At 36.6% G+C, this 24,449-nt stretch carries 24 protein-coding genes; 18 read left to right on the forward strand and 6 right to left on the reverse strand.

Annotated features, from left to right (window positions below; all coding sequences use genetic code 11):
• The first annotated feature begins 36 nt into the window (after positions 1 to 36).
• The 11 genes from H9L23_RS03640 to H9L23_RS03690 all read left to right on the forward strand — a co-directional run bounded on the left by H9L23_RS03640 (position 37) and on the right by H9L23_RS03690 (position 13,687).
• On the forward strand, positions 37 to 876 hold the full coding sequence (locus H9L23_RS03640; protein WP_187593713.1) for an endonuclease/exonuclease/phosphatase family protein: 840 nt from the start codon (positions 37 to 39) through the stop codon (positions 874 to 876).
• Positions 877 to 1,641, forward strand: coding sequence for a prolipoprotein diacylglyceryl transferase (locus H9L23_RS03645; RefSeq protein ID WP_187593714.1), 765 nt, complete (start codon positions 877 to 879; stop codon positions 1,639 to 1,641).
• A gap of 5 nt (positions 1,642 to 1,646) precedes the next feature.
• Positions 1,647 to 3,041, forward strand: coding sequence for a radical SAM protein (locus H9L23_RS03650; protein ID WP_187593715.1), 1,395 nt, complete (start codon positions 1,647 to 1,649; stop codon positions 3,039 to 3,041).
• Between the two features lies 1 nt (position 3,042).
• Complete coding sequence (locus H9L23_RS03655; protein ID WP_025143285.1) at positions 3,043 to 3,237, forward strand: hypothetical protein; 195 nt, start codon at positions 3,043 to 3,045, stop codon at positions 3,235 to 3,237.
• 405 nt (positions 3,238 to 3,642) lie between these two features.
• Positions 3,643 to 6,042 (forward strand): phenylalanine--tRNA ligase subunit beta, encoded by a 2,400-nt coding sequence (pheT, locus tag H9L23_RS03660; protein ID WP_187593716.1) that lies wholly within the window; start codon positions 3,643 to 3,645, stop codon positions 6,040 to 6,042.
• Positions 6,043 to 6,073: 31 nt separating this feature from the next.
• Positions 6,074 to 6,364: a hypothetical protein gene (locus tag H9L23_RS03665; protein ID WP_187593717.1), complete on the forward strand. Its 291-nt coding sequence runs from the start codon at positions 6,074 to 6,076 to the stop codon at positions 6,362 to 6,364.
• Between the two features lie 33 nt (positions 6,365 to 6,397).
• Complete coding sequence (locus H9L23_RS03670) at positions 6,398 to 6,688, forward strand: cell division protein ZapA (RefSeq protein WP_025143281.1); 291 nt, start codon at positions 6,398 to 6,400, stop codon at positions 6,686 to 6,688.
• 347 nt (positions 6,689 to 7,035) lie between these two features.
• Positions 7,036 to 8,607 (forward strand): ribonuclease Y, encoded by a 1,572-nt coding sequence (gene rny / locus H9L23_RS03675; protein WP_187593718.1) that lies wholly within the window; start codon positions 7,036 to 7,038, stop codon positions 8,605 to 8,607.
• A 125-nt stretch (positions 8,608 to 8,732) separates the two neighbouring features.
• The gene (locus tag H9L23_RS03680; protein ID WP_187593719.1) at positions 8,733 to 9,248 is read left to right on the forward strand and encodes an Mpo1 family 2-hydroxy fatty acid dioxygenase; all 516 of its coding nucleotides are present in this window, start codon (positions 8,733 to 8,735) and stop codon (positions 9,246 to 9,248) included.
• Between the two features lie 163 nt (positions 9,249 to 9,411).
• On the forward strand, positions 9,412 to 12,159 hold the full coding sequence (locus tag H9L23_RS03685) for a TonB-dependent receptor (RefSeq protein ID WP_187593720.1): 2,748 nt from the start codon (positions 9,412 to 9,414) through the stop codon (positions 12,157 to 12,159).
• A 100-nt stretch (positions 12,160 to 12,259) separates the two neighbouring features.
• Positions 12,260 to 13,687, forward strand: a complete 1,428-nt coding sequence (locus tag H9L23_RS03690) for a hypothetical protein (RefSeq protein WP_187593721.1) — start codon at positions 12,260 to 12,262, stop codon at positions 13,685 to 13,687.
• A gap of 69 nt (positions 13,688 to 13,756) precedes the next feature.
• On the opposite strand, the gene H9L23_RS03695 is transcribed toward H9L23_RS03690, so the two are convergent.
• The gene (locus tag H9L23_RS03695; protein ID WP_187593722.1) at positions 13,757 to 14,062 is read right to left on the reverse strand and encodes a hypothetical protein; all 306 of its coding nucleotides are present in this window, start codon (positions 14,060 to 14,062) and stop codon (positions 13,757 to 13,759) included.
• A gap of 148 nt (positions 14,063 to 14,210) precedes the next feature.
• On the opposite strand from H9L23_RS03695, the gene H9L23_RS03700 reads away from it, so the two are divergent.
• Positions 14,211 to 14,363 carry a hypothetical protein gene (locus H9L23_RS03700; RefSeq protein ID WP_187593723.1) on the forward strand — a complete coding sequence of 51 codons (153 nt, stop codon included), beginning with the start codon at positions 14,211 to 14,213 and terminating at the stop codon, positions 14,361 to 14,363.
• On the opposite strand, the gene H9L23_RS03705 is transcribed toward H9L23_RS03700, so the two are convergent.
• The 4 genes from H9L23_RS03705 to H9L23_RS03720 form a co-directional block, all read right to left on the reverse strand.
• Entirely contained in the window at positions 14,360 to 14,635 is a 276-nt protein-coding gene (locus H9L23_RS03705; RefSeq protein WP_187593724.1) for a hypothetical protein, read from the reverse strand. The two genes, H9L23_RS03700 and H9L23_RS03705, sit on opposite strands and share 4 nt — an antisense overlap.
• A gap of 136 nt (positions 14,636 to 14,771) precedes the next feature.
• Entirely contained in the window at positions 14,772 to 15,929 is a 1,158-nt protein-coding gene (locus tag H9L23_RS03710) for a hypothetical protein (RefSeq protein ID WP_187593725.1), read from the reverse strand.
• 159 nt (positions 15,930 to 16,088) lie between these two features.
• Complete coding sequence (locus tag H9L23_RS03715) at positions 16,089 to 16,892, reverse strand: lysophospholipid acyltransferase family protein (protein WP_187593726.1); 804 nt, start codon at positions 16,890 to 16,892, stop codon at positions 16,089 to 16,091.
• Between the two features lie 339 nt (positions 16,893 to 17,231).
• Positions 17,232 to 18,983 (reverse strand): lysophospholipid acyltransferase family protein, encoded by a 1,752-nt coding sequence (locus tag H9L23_RS03720; protein WP_025143272.1) that lies wholly within the window; start codon positions 18,981 to 18,983, stop codon positions 17,232 to 17,234.
• 95 nt (positions 18,984 to 19,078) lie between these two features.
• Here H9L23_RS03720 and H9L23_RS03725 point away from each other — a divergent pair, with 95 nt between their 5' ends.
• From H9L23_RS03725 to H9L23_RS03735, 3 genes are all read left to right on the forward strand, one after another.
• On the forward strand, positions 19,079 to 19,978 hold the full coding sequence (locus H9L23_RS03725) for a ComEA family DNA-binding protein (protein ID WP_187593727.1): 900 nt from the start codon (positions 19,079 to 19,081) through the stop codon (positions 19,976 to 19,978).
• Between the two features lie 386 nt (positions 19,979 to 20,364).
• Positions 20,365 to 21,516, forward strand: coding sequence for an acyl-CoA dehydrogenase family protein (locus tag H9L23_RS03730; protein ID WP_187593728.1), 1,152 nt, complete (start codon positions 20,365 to 20,367; stop codon positions 21,514 to 21,516).
• Positions 21,517 to 21,790: 274 nt separating this feature from the next.
• A complete protein-coding gene (locus H9L23_RS03735) occupies positions 21,791 to 21,964 on the forward strand; it encodes a DUF6496 domain-containing protein (RefSeq protein WP_187593729.1) in 174 nt (57 codons plus the stop codon).
• 121 nt (positions 21,965 to 22,085) lie between these two features.
• On the opposite strand, the gene H9L23_RS03740 is transcribed toward H9L23_RS03735, so the two are convergent.
• Positions 22,086 to 22,472: a hypothetical protein gene (locus tag H9L23_RS03740; RefSeq protein ID WP_187593730.1), complete on the reverse strand. Its 387-nt coding sequence runs from the start codon at positions 22,470 to 22,472 to the stop codon at positions 22,086 to 22,088.
• Between the two features lie 166 nt (positions 22,473 to 22,638).
• On the opposite strand from H9L23_RS03740, the gene rpsU reads away from it, so the two are divergent.
• The 3 genes from rpsU (at position 22,639) to hpf (ending at position 24,234) form a co-directional block, all read left to right on the forward strand.
• Positions 22,639 to 22,833 carry a 30S ribosomal protein S21 gene (gene rpsU, locus H9L23_RS03745; protein WP_025143268.1) on the forward strand — a complete coding sequence of 65 codons (195 nt, stop codon included), beginning with the start codon at positions 22,639 to 22,641 and terminating at the stop codon, positions 22,831 to 22,833.
• A 157-nt stretch (positions 22,834 to 22,990) separates the two neighbouring features.
• Positions 22,991 to 23,872 carry a tyrosine-type recombinase/integrase gene (locus H9L23_RS03750; RefSeq protein ID WP_187593731.1) on the forward strand — a complete coding sequence of 294 codons (882 nt, stop codon included), beginning with the start codon at positions 22,991 to 22,993 and terminating at the stop codon, positions 23,870 to 23,872.
• Between the two features lie 14 nt (positions 23,873 to 23,886).
• On the forward strand, positions 23,887 to 24,234 hold the full coding sequence (gene hpf / locus H9L23_RS03755; protein ID WP_025143266.1) for a ribosome hibernation-promoting factor, HPF/YfiA family: 348 nt from the start codon (positions 23,887 to 23,889) through the stop codon (positions 24,232 to 24,234).
• Positions 24,235 to 24,449 lie beyond the last annotated feature (215 nt).

The raw sequence follows: 24,449 nt of genomic DNA on the forward strand, positions 1-24,449 counted from the left end.
ATCTTCCGTAATCCCGGAAAAAAATGTATTTGTAATATGAATAGTTTAAAAATTATCCCTGTTTTTCTTTTATTAACTGTTTTTGCTTTTGCTCAAAAAGCAGCCATGCCCATTAATATCATTACTTACAATATCCGTTTAAATGTTGCCTCAGATGGTGTAAATGCCTGGCCGAACCGGAAAGATAATGTTAAAGCCCTGGTGAAATTTCATGATGCCGATATTCTTTGTGTACAGGAGGCTTTGCCCGAGCAATTTGATGCACTGCTTGAAAATTCCAATTTCGATGTAGTAGGTGTTGGTCGCGATGATGGCAAAAGAAAAGGCGAATTTTCTGCCGTATATTTTGATAAAGACAGGTTTACCAAAAAAGACGGAGGAACTTTTTGGTTGTCGCAAACACCCGATGTGCCTTCAAAAGGATGGGATGCAGCTTTAAACCGGGTTTGCAGCTGGATAAAACTGTATGACAAACTGAACAAAAAAGAATTTATCGTATTTAATACCCATTATGATCATATCGGCGTTCAGGCGAGAATTGAATCGGCTAAATTGTTGAAACAGAAAATCCAGCAGATTGCACCAACGTTGCCTGTTGTTTTTACCGGCGATTTAAATGTAACGCCCGAAACAGAAGCCATTGCAACCATTAAATCTTTTCTTACAGATGCAAAAGAAGTTTCCGTAGAAGCACCTTATGGCCCTGCAGGTACTTTTAATGGTTTTCATTTCGATAGCGACCTGAAAGACCGCATCGATTATGTTTTTGTAAACAAAGGTTTTAAAGTACAAAAGTTTGCCGTTTTAACCGATAGTAAGGATAAAAGGTATTATTCTGATCACCTGCCAGTTTTTTGCAGACTTTTCTTTCAATAAATGCTACTAAAAACCCTGTCAGTCTTTCCATTTCAGTTCGAATTTTTTGGCGCACAATATCACTATCATTATATTTTCGAAACCCTCGCATTTATAATAGGTGTAAGGCTTTATTACTATTATAAAAAAGGCATCGTAGATCAGATTTCCGACGAAAACAGGCTGTGGATTATGTTGGGTGCCATGTTAGGAGCATTGATAGGCTCGCGGGTGGTAGCTGTGCTGGAAACTCCTGAAGTAATCAATCACCTTACGTTTTCAATTTTATATCAAAGTAAAACCATTATTGGCGGACTGCTTGGAGGGTTATTTGGCGTAGAATTAATAAAAAAGATAATTGGTGTAAAGGTTGCCTCTGGCGATATTTATGTAATCCCCATTTTAGTGGCGCTGATTATTGGACGCATCGGCTGCTTTTCTATGGGGATTGATGAGCCGACTTATGGCATTCCCACCCATCTTTTTACTGGGATGGATTTGGGTGATGGTATACCCCGGCACCCCATTATGCTTTATGAAATAGTTTACCTCGTACTTTTGATTTTTCTTTTTAACAGCTTAAAGCATAAAGAGCTGATTAACGGTGACCGCTTTAAACTTTTTATGGTATTGTATTTCTTATTTCGCTTTTTGATCGAATTTATTAAGCCTTACCATTCATTATTTTTAAATTTAAGCAGTATTCATTGGTCTGCATTGTTTATTTTTATTTATTATTATAGATTCATCATCAGGATTTCTAAAAAGATAGCTGTTAAAAAGTAAACACTATGGCCAATACCAGAGATTATATATACTACGATTATACCAAAAGCCTTTGTCCGGAATGTTTACAGCTTTGCGATGCGAAAATTGTTTTTCAGGATGCCAAAGTGTTTATGTTGAAAAACTGCAGAACGCACGGTGATAGTAAAGTGATGATTGCCGATGATGTAGAATATTACAAACAGATCCGGAATTATAACAAGCAATCGGAAATGCCGCTTAAGTTTAATACCAAAGTGCATTACGGCTGCCCCTACGATTGTGGTTTGTGTACCGATCACGAACAGCACTCGTGTTTAACGGTTATAGAAGTTACCGATCGCTGTAACCTGGCCTGTCCTACCTGTTACGCCATGTCATCTCCAAGTTATGGCAGGCACAGAACTTTGGAAGAAATAGAACGCATGATGGATGTTGTGGTAGCCAACGAGGGGGAGCCTGATGTGGTTCAGCTCTCAGGTGGGGAGCCGACGGTCCATCCCGAATTTTTTAAGATTTTAGATCTTGCCAAAACAAAACCCATTAAACATTTAATGGTAAATACGAATGGTATCAGGATTGCCAAAGACATCAAATTTGTAGAGAAGTTGGCCAGTTATATGCCCGATTTTGAAATTTACCTGCAGTTTGATAGTTTCAGTCCCGAAGTATTAACCAAGCTTAGGGGCGAAGACCTTACCGAGGTGAGAAGAAAGGCCATTGATCATTTAAATCAGTTTAATGTATCTACTACTTTGGTAGTTACTTTGCAAAATGGCTTAAACGACCATGAAATTGGCGATATTTTAGATTATGCCCTCAAGCAGAAATGTGTTCGGGGTGTTACTTTTCAACCTACGCAGGTTGCCGGGCGGAACGACGATTATAACGATCAGCAGGGGAGGATTACCCTAACCGAAGTGCGCAGAAAAATTTATGAGCAGTACCCAACCTTTACCCCTCAGGATTTAATTCCCGTTCCCTGTAATCCCGATGCACTGTGCATGGCTTATGCCTTAAAAATCGGTGATGAGGTTATACCAATGACGCATTTGATCAATCCGGAAGATTTGCTCAATAATTCAAAAAATACCATCGTTTTTGAACATGATGAAAAACTGAAAGAGCACATGCTCAATTTGTTCAGCACAGGTGTTTCGGTTGATTGTGCCGAAGATACCTTTGGCGAACTGATGTGCTGTTTACCAAGGGTAAAATCGGATAGTTTAAGCTATGATAATTTATTTCGGATTATCATCATGAATTTCATGGATCCGCTTGATTTTGATGTGCGTGCAGTTAAAAAATCTTGCGTACACATTGTAAGCGATAAATATAAAATGGTACCCTTCGAAACCATGAACATTTTTTACCGCGACAATAAAATAGATCTGATCAGAGAAAAATTAAATATGAACTAATATGGGTGGTTTATTCGGCTTATTTGTAATTTATTGTCTTACTGCAATCGTACTTTTTGTGGTGGGGATTATTCAGATTATTATTAAATCATCAAGAAACGAGCCCGTAAAATCCGGATTGAAATTGATCATTATTTCAGTAATTATGGTTGTAATTGGTTTTGGTGCCTGCGCCGTATTGCTTGCCAACAGTTAAATGCTTAGTTTAAGTTAATGGGACTTTTTATAATATATTGGGTGGCCGCTGTACTGCTGTTTGTAATTGGCATCATTCAGATCGTCGTAAAAGCGGCAAAAAACCAGCCCGTTAAGTCAGGTCTTAAATTGGTTATTGCCTCAGTGATCATGGTGGTAATAGGGGCAGGGGCATGCGCGGTCATTCTATCCAATCTGAATATTGGCCATTAGTGATTTATATTTTGTGTTTGAGCCAGGGTTAGCGTTGGTAAGTCTCAAATCTCATGTCCGGAATCTCAAAACTCAATAATTTAACTTTCTCCTTTGACCTTTAAATAATATCTTTGCATTTTATAATTCTTGAATCAGGATTTTAGATTCCTTAAGTCTCAAATCTAATGTCCGGAATCTCAAATCTCAATAAATGAAAATATCATATAACTGGTTAAAACAATTCGTACAGATCGATAAAACACCTCAGGAGCTTTCGTTAATCCTTACCAATGTAGGTTTGGAAGTAGAAAGTGTAGAAAAGGTGCAGCCTGTAGCGGGCGGCCTTGAGGGTTTGGTTATCGGCGAAGTTTTAACCTGTGTTCAACATCCTAATGCCGATCGCTTGCGTATTACCACCGTTAATGTTGGCGGTAAAGAAAATCTTCAGATTGTTTGCGGTGCACCAAATGTAGGCGCTGGCCAAAAAGTGGTGGTGGCTATCGTAGGCACAACCGTATATCCTTTAGAAGGTGAACCTTTTAAAATTAAAGAATCAAAAATCAGGGGAGAACTTTCGCAGGGAATGATCTGCGCCGAAGATGAAATTGGTTTAGGCAAATCACACGATGGCATTATGATCCTTGCTGAAGATACCGAAGTGGGTATCCGTGCAAAAGACCATTTCAAAATGGACGATGATTTTGTTTTCGAAATCGGATTAACGCCAAACCGTGCCGATGCCGCTTCTCATTTAGGTGTGGCGAGAGATTTGGCTGCTTATTTCAGAAGTGAATATGAAATGCCTGATCTTTCTGCTTTCAAAACCGATAACGAGAATCTTATTATTCCCGTAGAAGTAGAAGATTTGGCTGCCTGCCCGCGTTACACCAGTGTTACCATTTCGGGTGTTACCGTACAAGAATCGCCAGACTGGTTAAAAGATAAATTAAAAGTAATCGGTTTACGCCCCATTAATAATGTAGTCGATATTACCAATTATGTACTTCATGGCTTAGGTCAGCCGCTACATGCTTTTGATGCCGATAAAATTACCGGTGGCAAAGTAATTGTGAAAAAGGTTGCTGAAGGAACACCTTTTGTAACCCTTGATGATGTAGAGCGTAAATTAAGTGCAGATGATTTAATGATCTGTAGTGCCGAAGCACCAATGTGTATCGCAGGTGTTTTTGGTGGAAAATCTTCAGGTGTTGATGCCAAAACCAAAAATATTTTCCTGGAAAGTGCTTATTTCAATTCCGTTTCTGTTCGTAAAACTTCGAAAAGACATGGTTTAAAAACCGATGCATCTTTCCGTTACGAGCGTGGTACCGATCCTGAAATTACCGTTACCGCTTTAAAATATGCTGCTTTATTGATTAAAGAACTGGCTGGCGGAGAAATTTCTTCATCAGTTTCTGATATTTACCCAAGCCATATCAAACCGTTTGAGTTCGAGGTGAGCTATACCAACATCAATAAATTAATTGGTGCAAATATTCCTTCGGCCGAAATCAAACACATTATTACCGCTTTGGGTATTTCTGCAACCAATACCTCTGATGATACTTTGGCTTTAAGAGTACCTTCATTTAAGGTTGATGTTACCCGCGAGTGCGATATTACTGAAGAGGTATTGCGTATTTATGGTTATAATAATATAGAAATACCTTCAAAGGTAAATGCGTCGCTTTCATATAGCATTAAGCCCGAAAAGGAGAATACACATAATGTAATTGCAGGTATGCTTACTTCAAACGGCTATGCTGAAATTATGTGCAACTCTTTAACCAAATCGGCTTACTCGAAAAAATTAGATGAAGCGGTATTCATTCTAAATCCGTTAAGCAGCGATTTAAATGTAATGCGCCAAAATTTATTGATGCCTGCATTAGAAAGTGTTGCTTACAACCAGAACCGTAAAAATGCAGATGTGAAGTTTTACGAATTTGGTAAAACCTATCACTTAATTAACGAAAAGTATGTGGAACGTTCGAGGCTGTTATTATTGGTTTCGGGGACTAAACAAAGCGAGCAGTGGAACCACAATGCAAAACCAGCAACTTTTTACAACTTAAAATCAGCTGTTGATGCGGTTATTTCACGTTTAGGGATTGCAAGCTACCAAAGCGATGCGATAAGCGACGAGAACTTTGCTTATGGCATTAAATATTTCCGCGGAGATAAAACTTTGGTAAGCTTTGGTGCGGTTTCAAAAGCCGACCGTAAAGTGGCTGATGTAAATGCGGAAGTATTTTATGCCGATTTCGATTGGGCTACTTTATTGGATATCGTGAAGAAAAACAAGATTGTTAACAAGGAAATTTCTAAATACCCTGCGGTACGTCGCGATCTTTCTTTATTGATCGATCAGGCGGTAACTTTCGATACCTTGAAAGGCATTGCCTTCAAAACCGATAAAAAACTGATTAAAGAAGTAGGCGTTTTTGATGTGTACGTGGGTGATAAACTGCCTGAAGGTAAAAAATCTTATGCCCTGAATTTTATTTTACAGGATGAAGAACAAACCCTGACGGATAAGCAGATCGAAAATACCATGCAGAAGTTAATCGCGAATTTAACGGCACAAGCTGGTGCAGAAATTAGGAAATAAAATATAAATTCGTATTTTTAGAAATAAATTCATGACTTCTGTTGCAGATCAATTAGATAAGGTATTACAAAAAACGACTCAGGTAATTGAGTTATGTAATGCGCTACAGGAAGAAAATGATTTATTAAAGCTTGAAAATCAATCGTTAAAAGTCGCGCTCGATACGGCTAAGGGCAAAAATGTGGAACTTGATGAAAAACTCAGGGTTACAAAATTGGCCAAAAGTATAGAGGGAACAAGCGAAAAATCGCTTGACATTAAGCAAAAAATTAACGATTTTGTGCGGGAGATTGATAAAAGTATCGCATTGTTAAAGAAATAATGATGCGAAAAAATCAGAAACTAAGCTAAACAAATGGGAGAAATCTCGATTAAAATAACCATTTCCGACCGTATTTATCCTTTAAAGGTGAATATGGAAGAGGAAGAAATTGTGAGACGGGCAGCAAAAATGATCAACGAGCGCATAAAAGATTATCAGGATAATTATGCGGTTAGAGATAAGCAGGACCTTCTTTCTATGGCAGTATTGCATTATGCAACCGCCGTATTGAGAACAGAAAACAAAGTACAAAACCAGGATACTGCTGTTGCCGATAAAGTTGAAGAATTGGATGTTTTACTCAATAATTTCTTTTCAAAATAAGGTTCGTTCTTTATATTTTTTTTGTCATCCAGATCCGATAGTTATCGGATGTAATGAAGGATCTTTGGGGATAATCCCGGGTTTAGCGTATTAAACACTTCGCTCTATACACCCTGTTCCATCGCTGGTATGACAGAACACGATATTAGCACAAAAATATAGCCGCAGCTAGTTTTTGAGTTTCAAATTTTATAAAACTTAACACTTCAATATCTATAGGGTTAAGAGGGCGTATTTCATCTGCTTTGCACCTGAAAATGGCTTAAACCCTAATTATGCTTAGTTGAGGTTTAAAATGTATGAGACTTTAAAGATTAGTTGCGGTTTTTTTTTACTTAAAAAACAAAATGGAAATAGTTGAAATATTAGGATACGTATTTGCTGTAATAGCAGGTATAGCTATCGGAGTAGTGGTAGGAAGATTCCTCCTGCGTAACTTGCTTAAACAGCAGGAAGTTGCTGCACAGAACAAGGTGAAAAAGATTTTAAAAGACGCTGAAAATAATGCCGAAATTTTAAAAAAGAACAAACTTTTAGAAGCCAAAGAGAAATTTTTACAATTAAAAGCTGAGCATGAGCAAGAAGTAAATGCCAAGAATAATAACATTAACCAGCGCGAAAACACCATGAAGCAGAAAGAGCAATCGGTGAACCAGCGCATGGAAAACTTCAATAAAAAAGAGCAGGAGCTTGATAAACAAAAGAGCCAGCTCGAAAAGCAAACCGAAATTGCCATTAAGAAGCAGGAAGAGGTAGAAGTGCTAAAAAATCAACATTTAACCCAATTAGAAACCATCGCAGGTTTATCGGCCGAAGAAGCTAAAAACCAATTGGTAGAAAACCTGAAGGAAGTTGCCCGTACACAGGCCATGATCCAGATTAAGGACATTGTTGACGAAGCAAAACTTACTGCAAGCAAGGAAGCTAAAAAAGTGGTTATTCAAACCATTCAACGTACCGCTACCGAAGCTGCTATCGAGAATTCTGTATCTATTTTCCATATCGAAAGCGATGAGATTAAAGGTCGTGTTATTGGTAGAGAGGGTAGAAATATCCGTGCTTTAGAAGCCGCAACCGGTATCGAAATTATTGTTGACGATACTCCTGAAGCGATTATTTTATCTGGTTTCGATCCGGTAAGAAGAGAAATTGCCCGTTTAGCATTACACCGTTTAGTTACCGACGGACGTATCCACCCGGCCCGTATCGAAGAGATTGTAGCGAAAACCAAAAAACAGATCGAAGATGAGATCGTAGAAATTGGTGAGCGCACCGTAATCGATTTAGGTATTCACGGTTTGCACCCTGAGCTGATCCGTATGGTTGGCCGTATGCGTTACCGTTCATCTTATGGTCAAAACCTTTTACATCACTCTCGTGAGGTAGCCAATTTCTGTGCTACAATGGCGGCAGAATTGGGTTTAAATGCTAAAATGGCCAAACGTGCAGGTTTATTGCATGATATAGGTAAAGTACCTGATGATAACCCAGAATTGCCACACGCAATCTTAGGGATGCAACTGGCAGAAAAATATAAAGAACATCCTGAAATTTGTAATGCAATTGGAGCCCACCACGATGAAATCGAGATGACTTCAATGATCTCACCGATTATTCAGGCTTGCGATGCGATTTCTGGTGCCCGCCCAGGTGCACGCCGTGAGGTGGTAGAAAGTTACATCAAACGTTTGAAAGATCTGGAAGAATTGGCTTTATCTTACCCAGGTGTTGAGAAAACTTTCGCTATCCAGGCAGGTAGAGAGTTACGTGTAATTGTAGAAAGCGAGCGCATTACCGATGCACAGGCAGAACTTTTAGCTGCTGATATTTCTACCCGTATTCAAACAGAAATGACTTACCCTGGTCAGATTAAGGTTACCGTAATCAGGGAAACCCGTTCTGTAGCCTTTGCTAAATAAGGAAGGTGATTACAATGATTTTGTGATTACATGCACTAGCCTCGGTTCGTGTCCTCACGAAACGAAATAGCGAAACAAAATATAAAGCGATGGATATTCCATCGCTTTTTTTTATTTTTACATTAATGAGCAAGCAAACCATCCAAATCGAGCCAAAACGTCCGGTAGATATACTTTTCGATAAGTATGCCGAAAGTCACCAAAACCATACTAACAAACTGGTACACTGGATTTGTGTGCCGTTAATCGTATTTAGTTTATTGGGACTCATCTGGCAGATTCCATTTCCGCATATTGGGTTTTTAGGAAGTTATAATGGTTTCTTTAACTGGGCATCGTTTCTTTTGGCCTTTAGCTTATATTATTATTTTACCTTATCGCCTGTATTATTTTTTTTAATGATCTGGGTTGTGGGTTTAATGAGTTACATTATCGTGAAAATAGAACAGGCAGTTGGCTTGGGCAGCGGAACTGCTTATGCCATTTATGCGGGGATATTTGTAGCGGCGTGGGTCGGTCAGTTTATCGGACATAAAATAGAAGGAAAGAAGCCATCATTTTTAGATGATGTTAAATTCCTGTTAATCGGCCCCATCTGGTTATTGCACTTCATTTGCAAAAAGACGGGTATTAGATACTAACTTATAAAAGTGCTTAATCTTTAATTAACCTTAAGGTAAAGTAACATTAATTAATACCTAACTTGCAGTTAACACTGTGGTAATACTTTTGCCTTTATCAAATAAAGGCAAATTGGAATTACTAAACTCTTTTAGAATCGCGGCACTTACTGTGTTCGCTTTAATGATCAGCATATTATCATATGCACAAACTGGAAAAATTTCTGGAACAGTTACTGATAAAAAAACGGGTGAAACCTTAATTGGTGTAACGGTTAAAATTAAAGGTACTACCAAAGGTGTATCAACTGATGTTGATGGAAAATATTTGCTACAGGCTATGTCCAATGGCCAATATACACTTGAGTTTTCGTATGTAGGTTACCAAACTAAAGAAGTATCCGCTATTGAGGTTAAATCGCCATCAGTTACCAGTTTAAATGTGGTGCTTAATGAAGCTGGAGGTCAAAATCTTGGTGAGGTCGTTATTAAGGCTAGCTTTAAACAAGAATCGATAAATTCACTTTATGCCAAGCAGAAAAATAGTGCCGTTATTTCTGATGGCGTATCTAGCGATCAAATTAAAAAATCTCCCGATAGAAATACTTCTGACGTTTTAAAGCGGGTAAGCGGTGCGACTGTTCAAGACAATAAGTTTGTTGTAATAAGAGGCTTAAGCGATAGATATAATAATGCGTCGCTTGATGGTGGATCACTTCCAAGTACTGAGCCAAATCGTAAAGCTTTCTCATTCGATATTGTACCTTCAAACTTAGTTGATAACTTGATTATCAGCAAAACTGCCACTCCAGATTTGCCTGCAGATTTTACAGGTGGTTCGATTCAAATTTTAACTAAAGATATTCCTGATAGTAACTTTATAAGTTTAGGAGTTGGTGCTGGTTATAATACAGAATCTACTTTTAAGGATTTCAAAAGTGGAGCAAGAAACTTTACTGATTATCTTGCGTTTGATAATGGAGATAGAGCCCTGCCAAATAATTTCCCTTCAAGAAATAAATTCAATAATGGCTTAACGCCTACTGAGCAAGCGGCGGGTATGAAATCATTACCTAGAAACTGGAATGTGTATAGTAACACGGCATTGCCTACTCAGAATTATCAATTCACGTTAGGTAGAGTTAAAAGCTTTAAAAATAGCGCTAATAGGTTTGGATCTTTATTTGCACTAACATATAGAAATTCGCAAACAATAAACAATGATGTAATTCGTGATTATGTGAATGTTGATTATCATGATAATATTTATAGGTTTTCAACTAGCTTGGGTGCATTGGCAAATTTTGCTTATACCTACGGGAAAAGTAAGATCACTTTCAAAAATATATATAATAGAAACTATGATGATTCATATTTAGAGAGAAATGGATTCAATAAGGATAGAAATCGCGATACGAAGTATTTTGCTTTTGATTTAATGCAGAAATCTTTGTTCAAATCTACTATCGAAGGTAATCATGCATTAGGTGAAAATAATTCTAAAATCAATTGGTCTGTAAGTTATGCTAATATTTTAAATGATCAACCCGACCAAAAGAAAGTATCTTATCAAAGAAATCCATCAGATATCGGTTCGGCTGATTATGTATATGTAGCAAGTACTGGTACTTTAAGTAAAGAAAACTCTACTTTGTTTTCAAAGTTAAATGAAAACAACTACAGTGGAGGCGCAAATTATACTTTGCCATTTAAAATGTTGGGGCAGCTAGCTACTTTTAAAACTGGTTTAAGCTCAATCTATCGTAATAGATCTTTCGACGCTAGATTCGTTGGCTTAGTTGCTAACACTGGTGCAGCTAATGCTGATGAAATTGCCAGGAGATCGTTGAGTACGCTTTATGGTGCTGACGCCATTAATAGTGGTGCATATTACTTGTCTGATATTTCTGCTGACGCAGATTCTTATGATGCTCATTCAATGACTAATGCCGGTTACCTAATGTTAGATAACAAATTTGGTGAAAAATCTAGATTGGTATGGGGCTTAAGAGTTGAACAATTTAATGTGGTATTGGATGCAAAAAATCCTTCACCTCAAACTTCTGTTGATGATAATTATGTTGATTTTTTACCATCTGCAAACTATACCTATAGCTTAACCCCAAAGGTAAACTTAAGGGCATCATATTACCGTACTTTGGCTCGTCCTGAATTTAGAGAACTATCTTCTACTTCTATTTATGATTATGAGTTGTTATCATTACAACAAGGTAATCCGAATTTAAAGGAATCAAAAATAGATAATGGTGATATCCGTTTTGAATTTTATCCTCAGGCAGGTCAGGTCATTTCTGTATCAGGATTCTATAAAAAATTCCATAACGCAATTGAATCTTATAACCAGGATTCTGGATCCAGCAGGATTGTGACTTACATTAATACTGATGAGGTAAATGTTTACGGTGTTGAATTTGAGTTCCGTAAAAGTTTAGACTTTATTTCAAAAACAGATTTCTTAAAGAATACCACTTTTTATACCAATTTATCTTTCATCAAATCGAAGGTAAAAGTAGCAAATAGTGGTATTAACCTATTGAATACCGATAGGCCCATGGTTGGACAAGCTCCTTACATTATTAATGCAGGATTACAGCATAGTTTCTTAGATGATAAATTGAGTTTCAATGCATTATATAATAGAGTTGGACGTAGATTGATCGTAGCTGGAGGTGCTTTATTCCCTGAGATCTGGGATGTGCCAAGAGATGTACTCGATTTGCAATTGGCATTAAAAGTTATTAAAAACAAAGGAGAAATTAAATTCAACGCAGGAGATATATTGAATAAGCGTATTACTCAATATTATGATAGAGATTTAAACAAGAAGTTTGATAGCACAACAACAGACGAGACAATTTCTAGCTATAAACCGGGAGGCAATTATTCATTGTCATTTTCTTACACTTTCTAATACCAGTAAACTTAAATAGTTAACAATACCTTAAAGGTTAGTTAACTCCCCAATTACATTTAGATAATAATTTTAAAAAAAAGTAAAACAAAAAAATAACATGAAAAAACAATTATTAATTTGCGCAATGAGCGTATTGGTTTTCTTAGCAAGTTGTTCAAAGAACACTGTTGATGAAGAGATTAACCCGCCAGTAGCAGCTAATACTGTTGAGGTTTCTGGTGATCTTACTGCAAGCATAACATGGAGCGCAGATAAAATTTATCTTTTAAAAGGAAATGTTTTTGTTACGAATAATGCTACTTTAACTATTCAACCAGGTACAATTATCAAAGGTGATAAAGCAACTAAGGGAGCTTTGATTATTACAAGAGGTGCTAAAATCAACGCTACAGGTACAGTAGATAAGCCTATTGTATTTACTTCTAGTGTTGCCGCAGGTGCACGTAAAGAAGGCGATTGGGGAGGTGTTATTGTATTAGGTAAAGCAGTAAATAACGTTGGTACTTCTGTAGCTATCGAAGGTATTTCTGATGCTACTGATAAAGGTAAACATGGTGGTACAGATAATGCAGATAATTCAGGTGTAATCAAATATGTACGTATTGAATATGCAGGTATTGCTTTAAGCCCTGATAACGAAATTAATGGTTTAACTTTTGGTTCAGTTGGTTCTGGTACCGTTGTTGATTATGTTGAAGTTTACCGTTCTGGTGATGACGCTTTCGAGTGGTTTGGTGGTGCTGTAAACTGTTCTCACTTATTGGCAATCGATTCATGGGATGATGATTTTGATACTGATAATGGTTTCTCTGGTAAAGTTCAGTTTGGTTTAGCACAACGTTTAGCAGTAACTGCCGATGTTTCAGGATCAAATGGATTCGAATCAGATAATGACGCTGCAGGAAGTTCAAATGCTCCTAAAACTTCTGCTGTTTTTTCAAATATGACAATATTGGGCCCAGTAGGTTCAGGAGGTAGCAGTATTAATGCTAACTTCCAACATGGTGCACAAATTCGTCGTAACTCAGCTATGAGCTTATTTAATTCTATAATCGTTGGTTATACAGAAGGTGTTTTCTATGATGATGCATTACCAGCAGGTGGAAATGCAGCTTCAAGTAATCTTTCAACGGGTGCATCTGTTTTTGCTAACAACTTAATTTATAACAGCAACAGTAAAAGCAATCAGATTAAAGCATCGAATGCAACTGCTTTAGGTATAATTACTCCATTGTTAACAGTAGTAAATACATTCGATGGTGCTGCATTAGCTGGAAGCATTTTAACTGATCCTTACAAATATTCTGCAGATTTAGTTGCAACAGCAAGAGTAGGAGTTCCAAACTTTACAGTTGTAGCAAGTTCTGCTGCAGCATCAGGCGCGGCATTTACCAATGCTAAACTATCCACTGGATTTACAAGTGTAGCTTTTAAAGGTGCATTTGGTTCTGAAAACTGGGCTGCTGGTTGGGCTCATTTTGATCCTCAATCTTTAGCTTATACAACTCCGGGAGCAGTAAAATAATCCTTAGATTAAACTAATATAAAAAAAGGTCTCGATTTCTTCAATCGAGACCTTTTTTTATGGAATTTTTTATTTTGTTTCAACTTCTTCCTTAACTGCTACTTTTGCTTTCTTTGTTACAGCTGCTTTTACTTTTGGAGCCGCAGGCGTTGGTTTTTCTTCTTTTGTAAATGGAGCTAAAGAATCATCTTGAATAGCGAAAGTAACTTTTTTAGTTAATTGCTTTGCAAACTTCTCGATTACCTTATCTGTTTTTTTTGCTTTGCCGTATTGTACAATAACTTCGTTAAATGCAAGGGCTAATTTCGATTCTAATTCTTTACGTAGTTTTTTGCTTGTCGAATGATTCTTCGACTTGGATTTATTCTTTTTCATCTAAAACTTATGGGTATTTTCAAAGATAAAGAATCCTAAAGTTAAATTAATATTATGATTATGTTAACACTTAGTCATGTGCTTAACATGCAAAATATTTCCCATAACTTAGTTTAAATAAGGTCGGTTATATTTTAATCCAGCAAATATGAATGATCCAATATTGATCGGAGTTATAGTTTTGGTCGTTATTTTAGTAGGTTATCTTATCAAAAGAAACCAAAAGGATAAAAAAGAATTTGAAGAAGAGGTTATCCAATCCGAACTCCCTCCGGAAAAAGACGACAAAGAAAACACCTAGAAACGATGGCCTGGTGCAATAGCTCCGCCCAGATCTAATGTATTTTGAAAGCCTTCCAGATATTGAAGTAAATGTCGCTCGGCATTGGCGTATGAAGTGAATGTTGATGCAGGTTCGTAGGCATCGGCATCGGTTTTGCTTTTATAAAAAGAACTGATCTGGAAAACAAAAACTTTGTCGTCGTGAATTGGCGACATAATCCTCGCCTTTATGGCGTTGCCGTTTGCCTCAACAAAAAACTCTTTTAAAATGGTATAAATTACTGCAGACATAAGGATATCTTTTAAGTTTTAAACATCAGTTAAAAAATAAAAGTACTGCAAATAGCCATTGGTTCAGCTTGTTTTTAATAAGATAACATTTATTAAACAATTAATTAACATTAAGTTAACCTGTAAATGATAGATATTATCGTTTAAGAGGCTCGTATGCATATACAACCTCAAATTTAATATTTTTAAGGCTCGAAGAAACCTGGCCGATTCTTAAATTTTCCTTTTGAGGTGTGGGTTCGCAAAAAGAATATTTTTTACCGTTATATACAATAAACTCACCTACTGGCTTATCAAACTGTACAGCCATGGTTAAATGGGTAGGGTAGAGCAGGGCCACCATGGGCAAGTTGTAAATTTCTTTTACCAGATAGAAAAATAAAGCTGCCCGGTCATCGCAGTCGCTATATTTATTTAACAGCGTTTGCTCCGGCGAGAGTCTTTTTTCAGCACCAAAATTCTGTTCATCATTTTCGTAAAGAAAAGCATAACGGGTAAAACGCATCAAATAATCAACCCCTTTCTTTTGGTCCATTTCTTTTAAATTATTCTTTAAAATAGGAATTAACGAGCTGTACGTTTCGCGGCTTAAGGGAATATTAAAATAACTCTCGAAATCTACACCCGGATAATTCTTAAAAATCGTTTGCACATCTTCATTCACTTTCAGCTTAAAATGATATATTTTCTGACGATAACTAAATTCCACGTCTTTCTCTTCATAACTTTCCGGTTTAAAATCCGGCATGCGCGTTACTTTGTAAGAAAAAGCGTTTTTGGCTTCGGGTATTGAAATATTAACCGGGATATAAGCATCTGCTTTTTTAAATAGTTTTCCATAATCATGGTAATTAAGGCACATATATTTTTTGCCATCGATCATGAAAAATGGAATATCATTGATGTTCTCCTCATTCCTAACGTAAAAGATAACCTGATCGTTGCCCACCGCTAACCTCGCATCATAGCCGCATTTGCTGAGCAAAAACCATTTATATAAAGTATAACGGAAATAATTATCAGCCTTTGGACTGATCTGCTCTGCCGTTTTACGGATGAGCTGGTAATAAATCCAATCGTTTAAACGATATTGCTCCTGGTATTTTTTAAGTGAAGAAATCAACGGATCATAATTTCCCGCCGATATTTCAGCATAAAATTTAGAAACTTCTGCTGCATTAGCTGTTTTGGATACGTGGATGTTAAATGCAGAATCTGTGCTGAAATTGAAGGTTCCGTTATAAAAATCGAAAGAATAGTTCTGTCCCTTTGCGATGGTACCGATAGCCATCATGCATAGAAATAATGTATATATGTAAATCCTTCTTTTCAAACCACCTCATAATTGATTACATTAAATTTACTTATTATTAACATAAAATCAACAATTTCTTTATGTGAACAGATGGGTGGTTACTTAATAAGAAATTAACATGAACTAGCTAAACATGATTTATTTTAGGGCATAAAGAGTTGTTCTTAAATATTTTAATAACGATGTATTGCAATCTTTACAGGTAATTTCATTCAAGATGATGGGTTTTCCAATGCTGATTTTCAACCTATGACCGTTTTTGTTAAACAGTTCTGAAATCAGTTTTGCCGTTTGCAAGGAAGGGTGGATGAATTTCAACAGGCTAAAAAAGATACCGTTGTTGCCATGAAAATATACTGGCAAGATGGGTACATTGGCTTTAGAGATAATTTTTCCTACTACCGGATGCCACTCACGGTCTGTGATCTGGTTTTTCCTGAATTTATAGGAAGAAACTTCACCTGCCGGAAAAATTGCTACAGGACTACCATCTTTTAAAAGTTTTAATGTCGTTTTTAATCCGCTGATGCTGGAAGCATCCTGAACTTTTTCGAAAGGATTTACCGCAATAATGCATTTCTCGAGGTTTGGGATCTTCTTTAATAAAAAATTCCCCATAAACATCGTATCGGGTCGCTGATTGGCTAGAGTACTTAGTAAAGCCAATGATTCAATCGCACCATAAGGATGATTGGCAATAGCAATAAATGCACCATCTTTTGGGATATTTGCATGGTCTTCAGCACTGATCTCAATCGTAACCCCCAAGACATTCAGTATATGGTTGGCAAATTTTTCACCTTCTAAAGTATCCGCGTCTTTAATAATTCCGTTAAAATCATTAATCTTCAAAAAACGCATTAAAAAAGCGGCCAGACCAGGGATGGGAACATTACAGATCCCCGTTGCTTTTGAGAAATTTTCTTTAGAAATGACTGTCATAAATTTTAATTCAAAATTGATTTCATCACGAAAACAATTCGATAAATGATTTTTATTTGAGCTAAATATAAGAGAGGGGAAACATCCTGTTTTTTATAATTGGGATGTTTGTCATAGCTCATACAGAGTACCTAAAGATAATGGAATAATATGAACAAAACGCTATTTATTGGTTAAGAAATTGGGGCTTAAGAAATTCTATAAATAACATTTCATTAATACCAATTTAACAAGCTAGCTATACTTTTGTGGCATAAATATTTGGTTAGTATTTATAAAGTTTAGGTTAGTTGATAATAAAAAACCCAGATGGATGTCTGGGTTTTTTTATTGATTTAATTATAGGTTCTTGCCAAGTTTTTCCAACATTTCTGGTGGAATGTTGTGTGTATCTACCACTAAGAAACCATCTAAACAATCTGAAAACTTAGGATCGATGTTGAAAGAGATAATCTTCGCATTCAGGTTCATGTACTGCCTTAACAACACCGGGATTTTAATGTGTGAATTTTCGATATCGCCAATAATACTGTCTAAATCTTTAAACGATTCGCTGCTATCAACAAGGGTATCAGTTGAGATAGGTAATAAATCGGCTTTAAATTTGTTTCTGGGTTTAACGTATTTCGCCATCTCGTAATCGAAATGGTTTTTGGTAATGTAATCAACAATTAAAGCCTTGCTAAATTTCGAAAAATTGTTGCTGATACTTACCGGCCCGAACATGTAACGGTACTGCGGGTTATCGATCAGGTATTTTAAAATCCCTTTCCAAAGCAGGAACAACGGAAGTGGTTTACCCTGGTATTCTTTTCTAATCCACGATCTGCCCAGCTCAATCCCTTGTCTCAACATTGGGTAAAACTGATCTTTCATTTTAAAAAGCTCCGAAAGGTAGAAACCACGGCGGCCCATACTTTCTAAAATCTCATCACCTTTACCAATGCGGTAAGCACCCACTATATTTTCTAAATCCCTATCCCAGATAAATAAATGGTTGTAATAAATGTCGTAATTGTCGAGATCGATTTTTTTATTCGTTCCCTCACCAACCTCGCGGAAAGTAATTTCGCGTAAACGACCAATTTCTCTTAAAATATTTGGAATTTTTAGTGTTGGTACGATATAAACTTCATAGTTTTTCTCCGTCCAAACTTTAAAATCTTCTAATTTTTCTACTTCTTCTTTAATTAAAACTCTCGAAGTTTCTTCAATCACCTCAACCGGCTTCTTTTTAATCTTGAATAAATTCAAGGGATTGAAAAGTTTTTTCTCCGTATCCAGTCCAACACCTAAAGCATAAGTACGGGCCCTTAAAAAGTCCATTAACTTATTACTGCTGTTCATGTGAGAGATTTCGGAAATTGCAATCGGCTTGCCGATCCTTACCTTGATTGTGCGGCCATGTTTATTTAAAAACTCAGATGGGAGTTTTGCGGTACGTAGAGTTGGGTGTATAAAACTCAAAATATTAAAGAAAACACCATTATTGCCATGGAAATAGATTGGTACCACTGGTACTTTTGCTTTTGCAATCAGTTTTCCAACCACCGGGTGCCACATCCTGTCGGTTACCTGCTGGGCATCCAGTTTAAAGGTAGAAACCTCTCCGGCCGGAAAAATACCGATCGGTGTTCCATTTCTAAGCAGATCGAAAGTTGTTTTTAAACCACTGATACTTGATGAGTGCTGAACATTTTCGAAAGGATTAACCGCAACAAAAAACTCATCAAGGTTAGGTATTTTTTTAAGGATGAAGTTTACCATCACCTTTGCATCCGGCCTAACCGTACATAAAAGTTTAACCAATGCCAAACCTTCTACACCACCATAAGGGTGGTTTGCAATGGCAATAAACGGACCCGTTTTAGGGATACTGTTTAAATCGTCATCATCAAATTCGATCGAAACACCAATGGTTTCCAATATTTTATCTACAAACTCTAAGCCCTTAAAGTGTTGATTTTGAGCGAATACGTCATTAATGTCATTCAGTTTCATGATCTCCATCATCAAACCTGCCAAACCCGGTACACCTAGCTTATCTATCTTCGTTGCTTTAGCAAATTCAGACGTTGTTATAATCTTCATATAAAATTCTTAGGTTGTTGATAGGCAAAACCTGCTCAGTTTTGCAATCCCAAAAATAAGATTTATATTTATAATACACATGTCATATCGCATCAATGAGAATTTGGCTGAATAAATATTTTGGTTTTAGTAAAGGTGAGTTCAACGGATTGTTGCTGCTGATATTGATTATTGTGGTGCTTAAGGCTATACCTATTATATATGGTTATACCCGCCCAATAGAAAAAGATGACCCAAGTCTTTTAACGCAGATCCAAAAAATAACGGTTGCAGATGAAAAATATGCCAGTAATCTCCGAGACCGGATTGAAAATTACTCTCCTGGAAAAACAGCCAGGCTTTTTAATTTCGATCCAAATACGCTGGATGCTGATGGCTGGCAGACTTTAGGTTTATCGCCAAAACAGGCAAAAGCGATTATTAATTATACCAGTAAAGGCGGGAAATTTTATAAACCTCAGGATCTTCAGAAAATGTACACGATTTCTCCGGAGATGTATAAAAAGATTTTGCCCTATGTGAAAATCGCAGACAGAGAGCTAAATACCTCAAAAAAATATATCCCTTTCGAAAAGAAAGAATATGTTAAAAAAGCGCCTGTAATTGTGGATATTAATCAGGCTGATTCTGCTAAACTTGATGAAATAAAAGGAATCGGTGCTGCTTTTGCGAAAAGGATCATTAAATACCGTGAGCGTTTAGGTGGTTTTTATAAAAAAGAACAATTAATGGAAGTTTATGGTTTAGATTCTGTTAAGTACACTGAAATTAAAGATCAGATTTCGATCAGTAATGTCCCTTTAAAAACAATCAATATCAATACTGCGGTTTTTGATGATTTAAAACGGAACCCATACCTTTCTTATAAACAGATTAACGCCATTATTCAATACCGCAAACAACATGGCAACTATTCAAATATAGCTGATCTGAAAAAGATAGCCATTTTAAACCAGCAGGTGATCGATAAAATTGCACCCTATATTTCTTTTTAGACAGTAAACACTGTATACAGATTTCTCTGCTGCGTCGTACACCGACTCGGATAACAATCTTGCTTTCAGAATTATGAATGTTTGCCCTCCCACGTGGATGATTCCCCGGTAGCAGATAACCCCAGGTTATTGCGTTTCGTTCCATAGGAACGTTTCGTGGAATTTCCACCATATTAATCAAAAATTACCACCTTCCTAATTGTAAACAGATTTTTTTGAAAAAAAATATAAAAAACTTTCTCAATCAATTGCAGGCTTTAAAATTAATCCATAAACTAATTGAACCAAATACCATTTCATTCTGTAATTGGGCAAATAATTATTGATAACTAACTATGAAATAATTGATTATAATTGCCTCGAACTAACTTAAAATATAAAATTTAATGAGCGTAAGCTTCGATTTTTCAGAAACAGAAACTCAGCAGAATGTAAAGGCCATGGTCCGCGATTTTGCAGAGAAAAACATTCGTCCAAATATTATGGAATGGGATGAAGCACAGCATTTTCCGGTAGAGCTTTTTAAGCAATTGGGAGAGCTAGGCTTAATGGGCGTATTGGTACCAGAAGAATATGGCGGTTCGGGTTTAGGTTACCAGGAATATGTTGATGTTATTGTAGAAGTAGCCCGTGTTTGTGGTTCAATCGGTTTATCATTAGCCGCACACAATTCTTTATGTACAGGCCACATTTTAGCCTTTGCCAACGAAGAGCAAAAACAAAGATGGTTACCTAAGCTGGCAACGGCCCAATGGATTGGTGCCTGGGGTTTAACTGAAGCAAATACTGGTTCGGACGCCTTGCGCATGATGACTACAGCTGTTGAAGATGGTGATGATTATATTATAAACGGTGCAAAAAACTGGATTACCCACGGTAAAAGCGGCGATATTGCAGTTGTGATGGTGAGAACAGGGGAGCAGGGAAGTTCGAAAGGGATTTCGGCCATTGTGGTAGAGCGCGGTACACCAGGTTTTACCGCAGGAAAAAAAGAAAATAAATTGGGCATGCGTGCATCAGAAACTACAGAAATGATTTTTGATAACTGCCGTGTACCAAAAGCTAACTTATTAGGCAATGTTGGCGAAGGCTTTAAACAAGCCATGAAAGTTTTAGATGGCGGAAGGATTTCTATTGCAGCGTTGGCTTTAGGTATTGCAAAAGGTGCCTTTGATGCTGCAGTCGCTTATTCGAAACAACGTCAGCAATTTGGCCAGCCGATTTCAAGTTTTCAGGCCATCAGTTTTAAATTGGCTGATATGGCAACTGAAATTGAAGCGGCAGAGTTATTGATCCGTCAGGCAGCCGATTTAAAGAACAGGCATTTGCCAATGACAAAAGAGTCGGCCATGGCTAAATATTTTGCCTCAGAAGTATCGGTAAAGGTAGCCACAGAAGCCGTTCAGATATTTGGCGGATATGGATATACCAAAGATTTCCCCGTAGAGAAATTTTACCGCGACAGTAAATTATGTACAATAGGCGAGGGTACATCCGAAATCCAGAAAATTGTAATTGCCAGAGAAATATTAGCTTAAGCTAAAAGACTAAAGCCTGGTCAACACAGAAACAACAAACCAAATATATTATGAGTAATCCGGACGGTTTAAATGCCTCCGGATTTTTTTTGCTTAGAATTTTCAAAACCATGCAGCTGAAATAATTGTTTTTACTAAAGACTAAAATTTGTTTGGCGCTCGGCGTCTGGCGTTTGGAGCAGTTAACCGGTTTAAACAATTAACCGATTAACCATTCTTAAACCAATGACCAATGACCAATGACCAATGACCAATGAACTAATGAACTTAAAATATGGCAAAGTATTCAGAAAAGGCTGGTGAAAAGGTAGAAGAAACCATTGACGAAATGAAAGAGGGCAAACTTAAAAGCGGCTCTGGCAAAAAGGTAACTTCCAGAAAACAGGCTATAGCCATCGGATTATCCGAAGCAAGAAAGGAAGGCGCTAAGGTACCGAACAAAGGTTAGAAGGCGAAAGGTTTATGGTGTAAGGTTTTAAAACAAATCTTTTAAATAAGAATTTACCCTAAACCCTAAACCCTAAACCCTAAACCCTAAACCCTAAACCCTAAACCCTAAACCCTAAACCCTACTGCGGTAAATCTTTCGTAGTTAAAATACTATCCACCACATAAACGCTAAATCCGCGCCATGGTAGGGTATGTTTATATTCTTTATAGTGTAATTCGAAAAACTTACCACTGTTGGCCATCATTTTTTCAGCAATCTCATCGTTAGCGATAGAAAATTCAAATTCGTTGTTCTGCAGTGTGCCTGTTTGTCGTGATTTTATTCCGCTCTGGATTAATTTGCCTTCATAAGTTTTAAATACGTAGCCTTTTTTTACTACATAGTTTAGCTCTCCTGCTTTAACACCTTCGCCAAAAACAAAAAAATAACGGTAATAACAAATTGCGATTAATGCGATAACAACTATAACTGCGATAATTGAACCTACTTTTTTACCTGTTGTCATATATGATTATGTATATATAAATTTAGCTAAACAACACATAAGTTCAATTAATGATTTAAATAAAAAATCTTTTTATAAATCTTTCTCGTTTTCAATATTTTGCTTACATTTGCAGCCCGTTAACACGGGAAAATTTAAAAACCACGAGAGGAGGTATTTCAGCGTTATGATCATTATCAACATTAAAGACGGCGAATCATTAGATAAAGCCCTTAAACGTTTCAAGAAAAAGTTTGAAAAAACTGGTGTATTGAGAGAACTACGTAGTCGCCAAGCATACGAGAAAAAATCCGTTGCTCGCCGTACTGAAATTAAACATGCTGTTTACATTCAGAATATGAATCTAGATACAACTTCATAGTTGTTCACTATATAACTATATTAAAGCCCTTAGATTTTTCTAAGGGCTTTTTTTGTTTTTGGGCCATCCAAAACTTTACAATAAACAATTAATTAATGATTTCTTTATATCAAAACAATTTGTAACTTCATATCAATGCCCCGTAAAAAGATATTGAATGTTGCTAAAAAGCTTTATCACCTATTTAACTCACGAGAAGCGCTATTCTCAGCACACCGTCACTTCTTATCAGACCGATTTAGATCAGTTTGAAGAATTTATTAAGGCATTAGAACTGGATTTTCTTGAAGTAAAACATACCCACTTGCGCAGTTACCTGGTGGAGCTGATGGAAAAGGATAATTCAGAAAATACCATTAACAGAAAAATCTCTGCTTTAAGAAGTTTTTATAAGTTTTTACACCGTTCAGGAAAGATCGATCAAAACCCCAGTGCTTTAATTAAGGCACCTAAAATCCCTAAAAGGCTTCCTGTGTTTGTTGATGCACAGAAAATGGATCATTTATTGGATTCGGAACAGTATTTTAACGAAAGTTTCCCCTCCGTTCGCGATCATCTGGTAATCGAACTGCTGTTTGGAACCGGCATGCGTTTAACTGAACTGTTGCAATTAAAGGATACCGACATCGATGTTTATTCAGGAACGATAAAAGTATTGGGTAAAAGAAATAAAGAACGGATTATTCCTATAAATAAACAGCTTATCAATCAGGTAAATACCTACATCGAGTTAAAAAAGTTGCAAAACTTTAATAACAATTTACTTATATTAATCGTTACAAATACAGGTGCAGCGGCATATCCCAAATTGATATACCGTATTGTTACCTCATACCTAAACCATGTATCAACCAATGAAAAGAAAAGTCCCCACGTGTTGCGGCATAGCTATGCCACAAGCCTGCTAAATGCAGGAGCAGATTTAAATGCGATTAAAGAACTTTTGGGGCATGCCAGTTTAGCGGCAACCCAGGTTTACACGCACAATTCAATCGAAAGATTAAAAACAATTTATAAACAAGCCCATCCAAAGGCGTAAAAAAAGGAGGAAAAATGAAAATCGGAGTTCAATCAATCCACTTCAGTGCAGACAGTAAGTTGTTAGATTTTATACAGAAGAAAGCAAACAAGCTTGATCAGTTTTTTGACCAGATCATTAGCGGCGAAGTGTATTTAAAGTTAGAGAACGTAGAGGACGAAGCCAATAAGATCAGTGAGATAAAACTTATTGTGCCGGGAGGTACCCTGTTTGCTAAAGAACAATGTAAATCATTTGAAGAAGCCACAGATCTGGCCATCGAATCATTAAGGAAACAGATCACTAAACATAAAGATAAAACGCGTGCAAAATTAAGTGAGCATAAAGCAATTTTAAGCGAAAGCGAAGCTGCTGACTATTAATAAAAGCATAAACATATAAATGCAAAAGGGGCGGGACAATTAATTGTTCCGCCCCTTTTTATTTTAATTTCTTCCCGCACCTCGAATAAATTTAACTTATAGGATGAAATTTATGCTCCACATTAATGCCGTTTTATTTAATTTCCTGTTATTTTTTATAAATCAATTTAATTTTTCAACTAATTCTTGCCGAAAAAATCACGCTTGTTGCGTAA

Source organism: Pedobacter roseus (assembly GCF_014395225.1).
Classification (GTDB): domain Bacteria; phylum Bacteroidota; class Bacteroidia; order Sphingobacteriales; family Sphingobacteriaceae; genus Pedobacter; species Pedobacter roseus.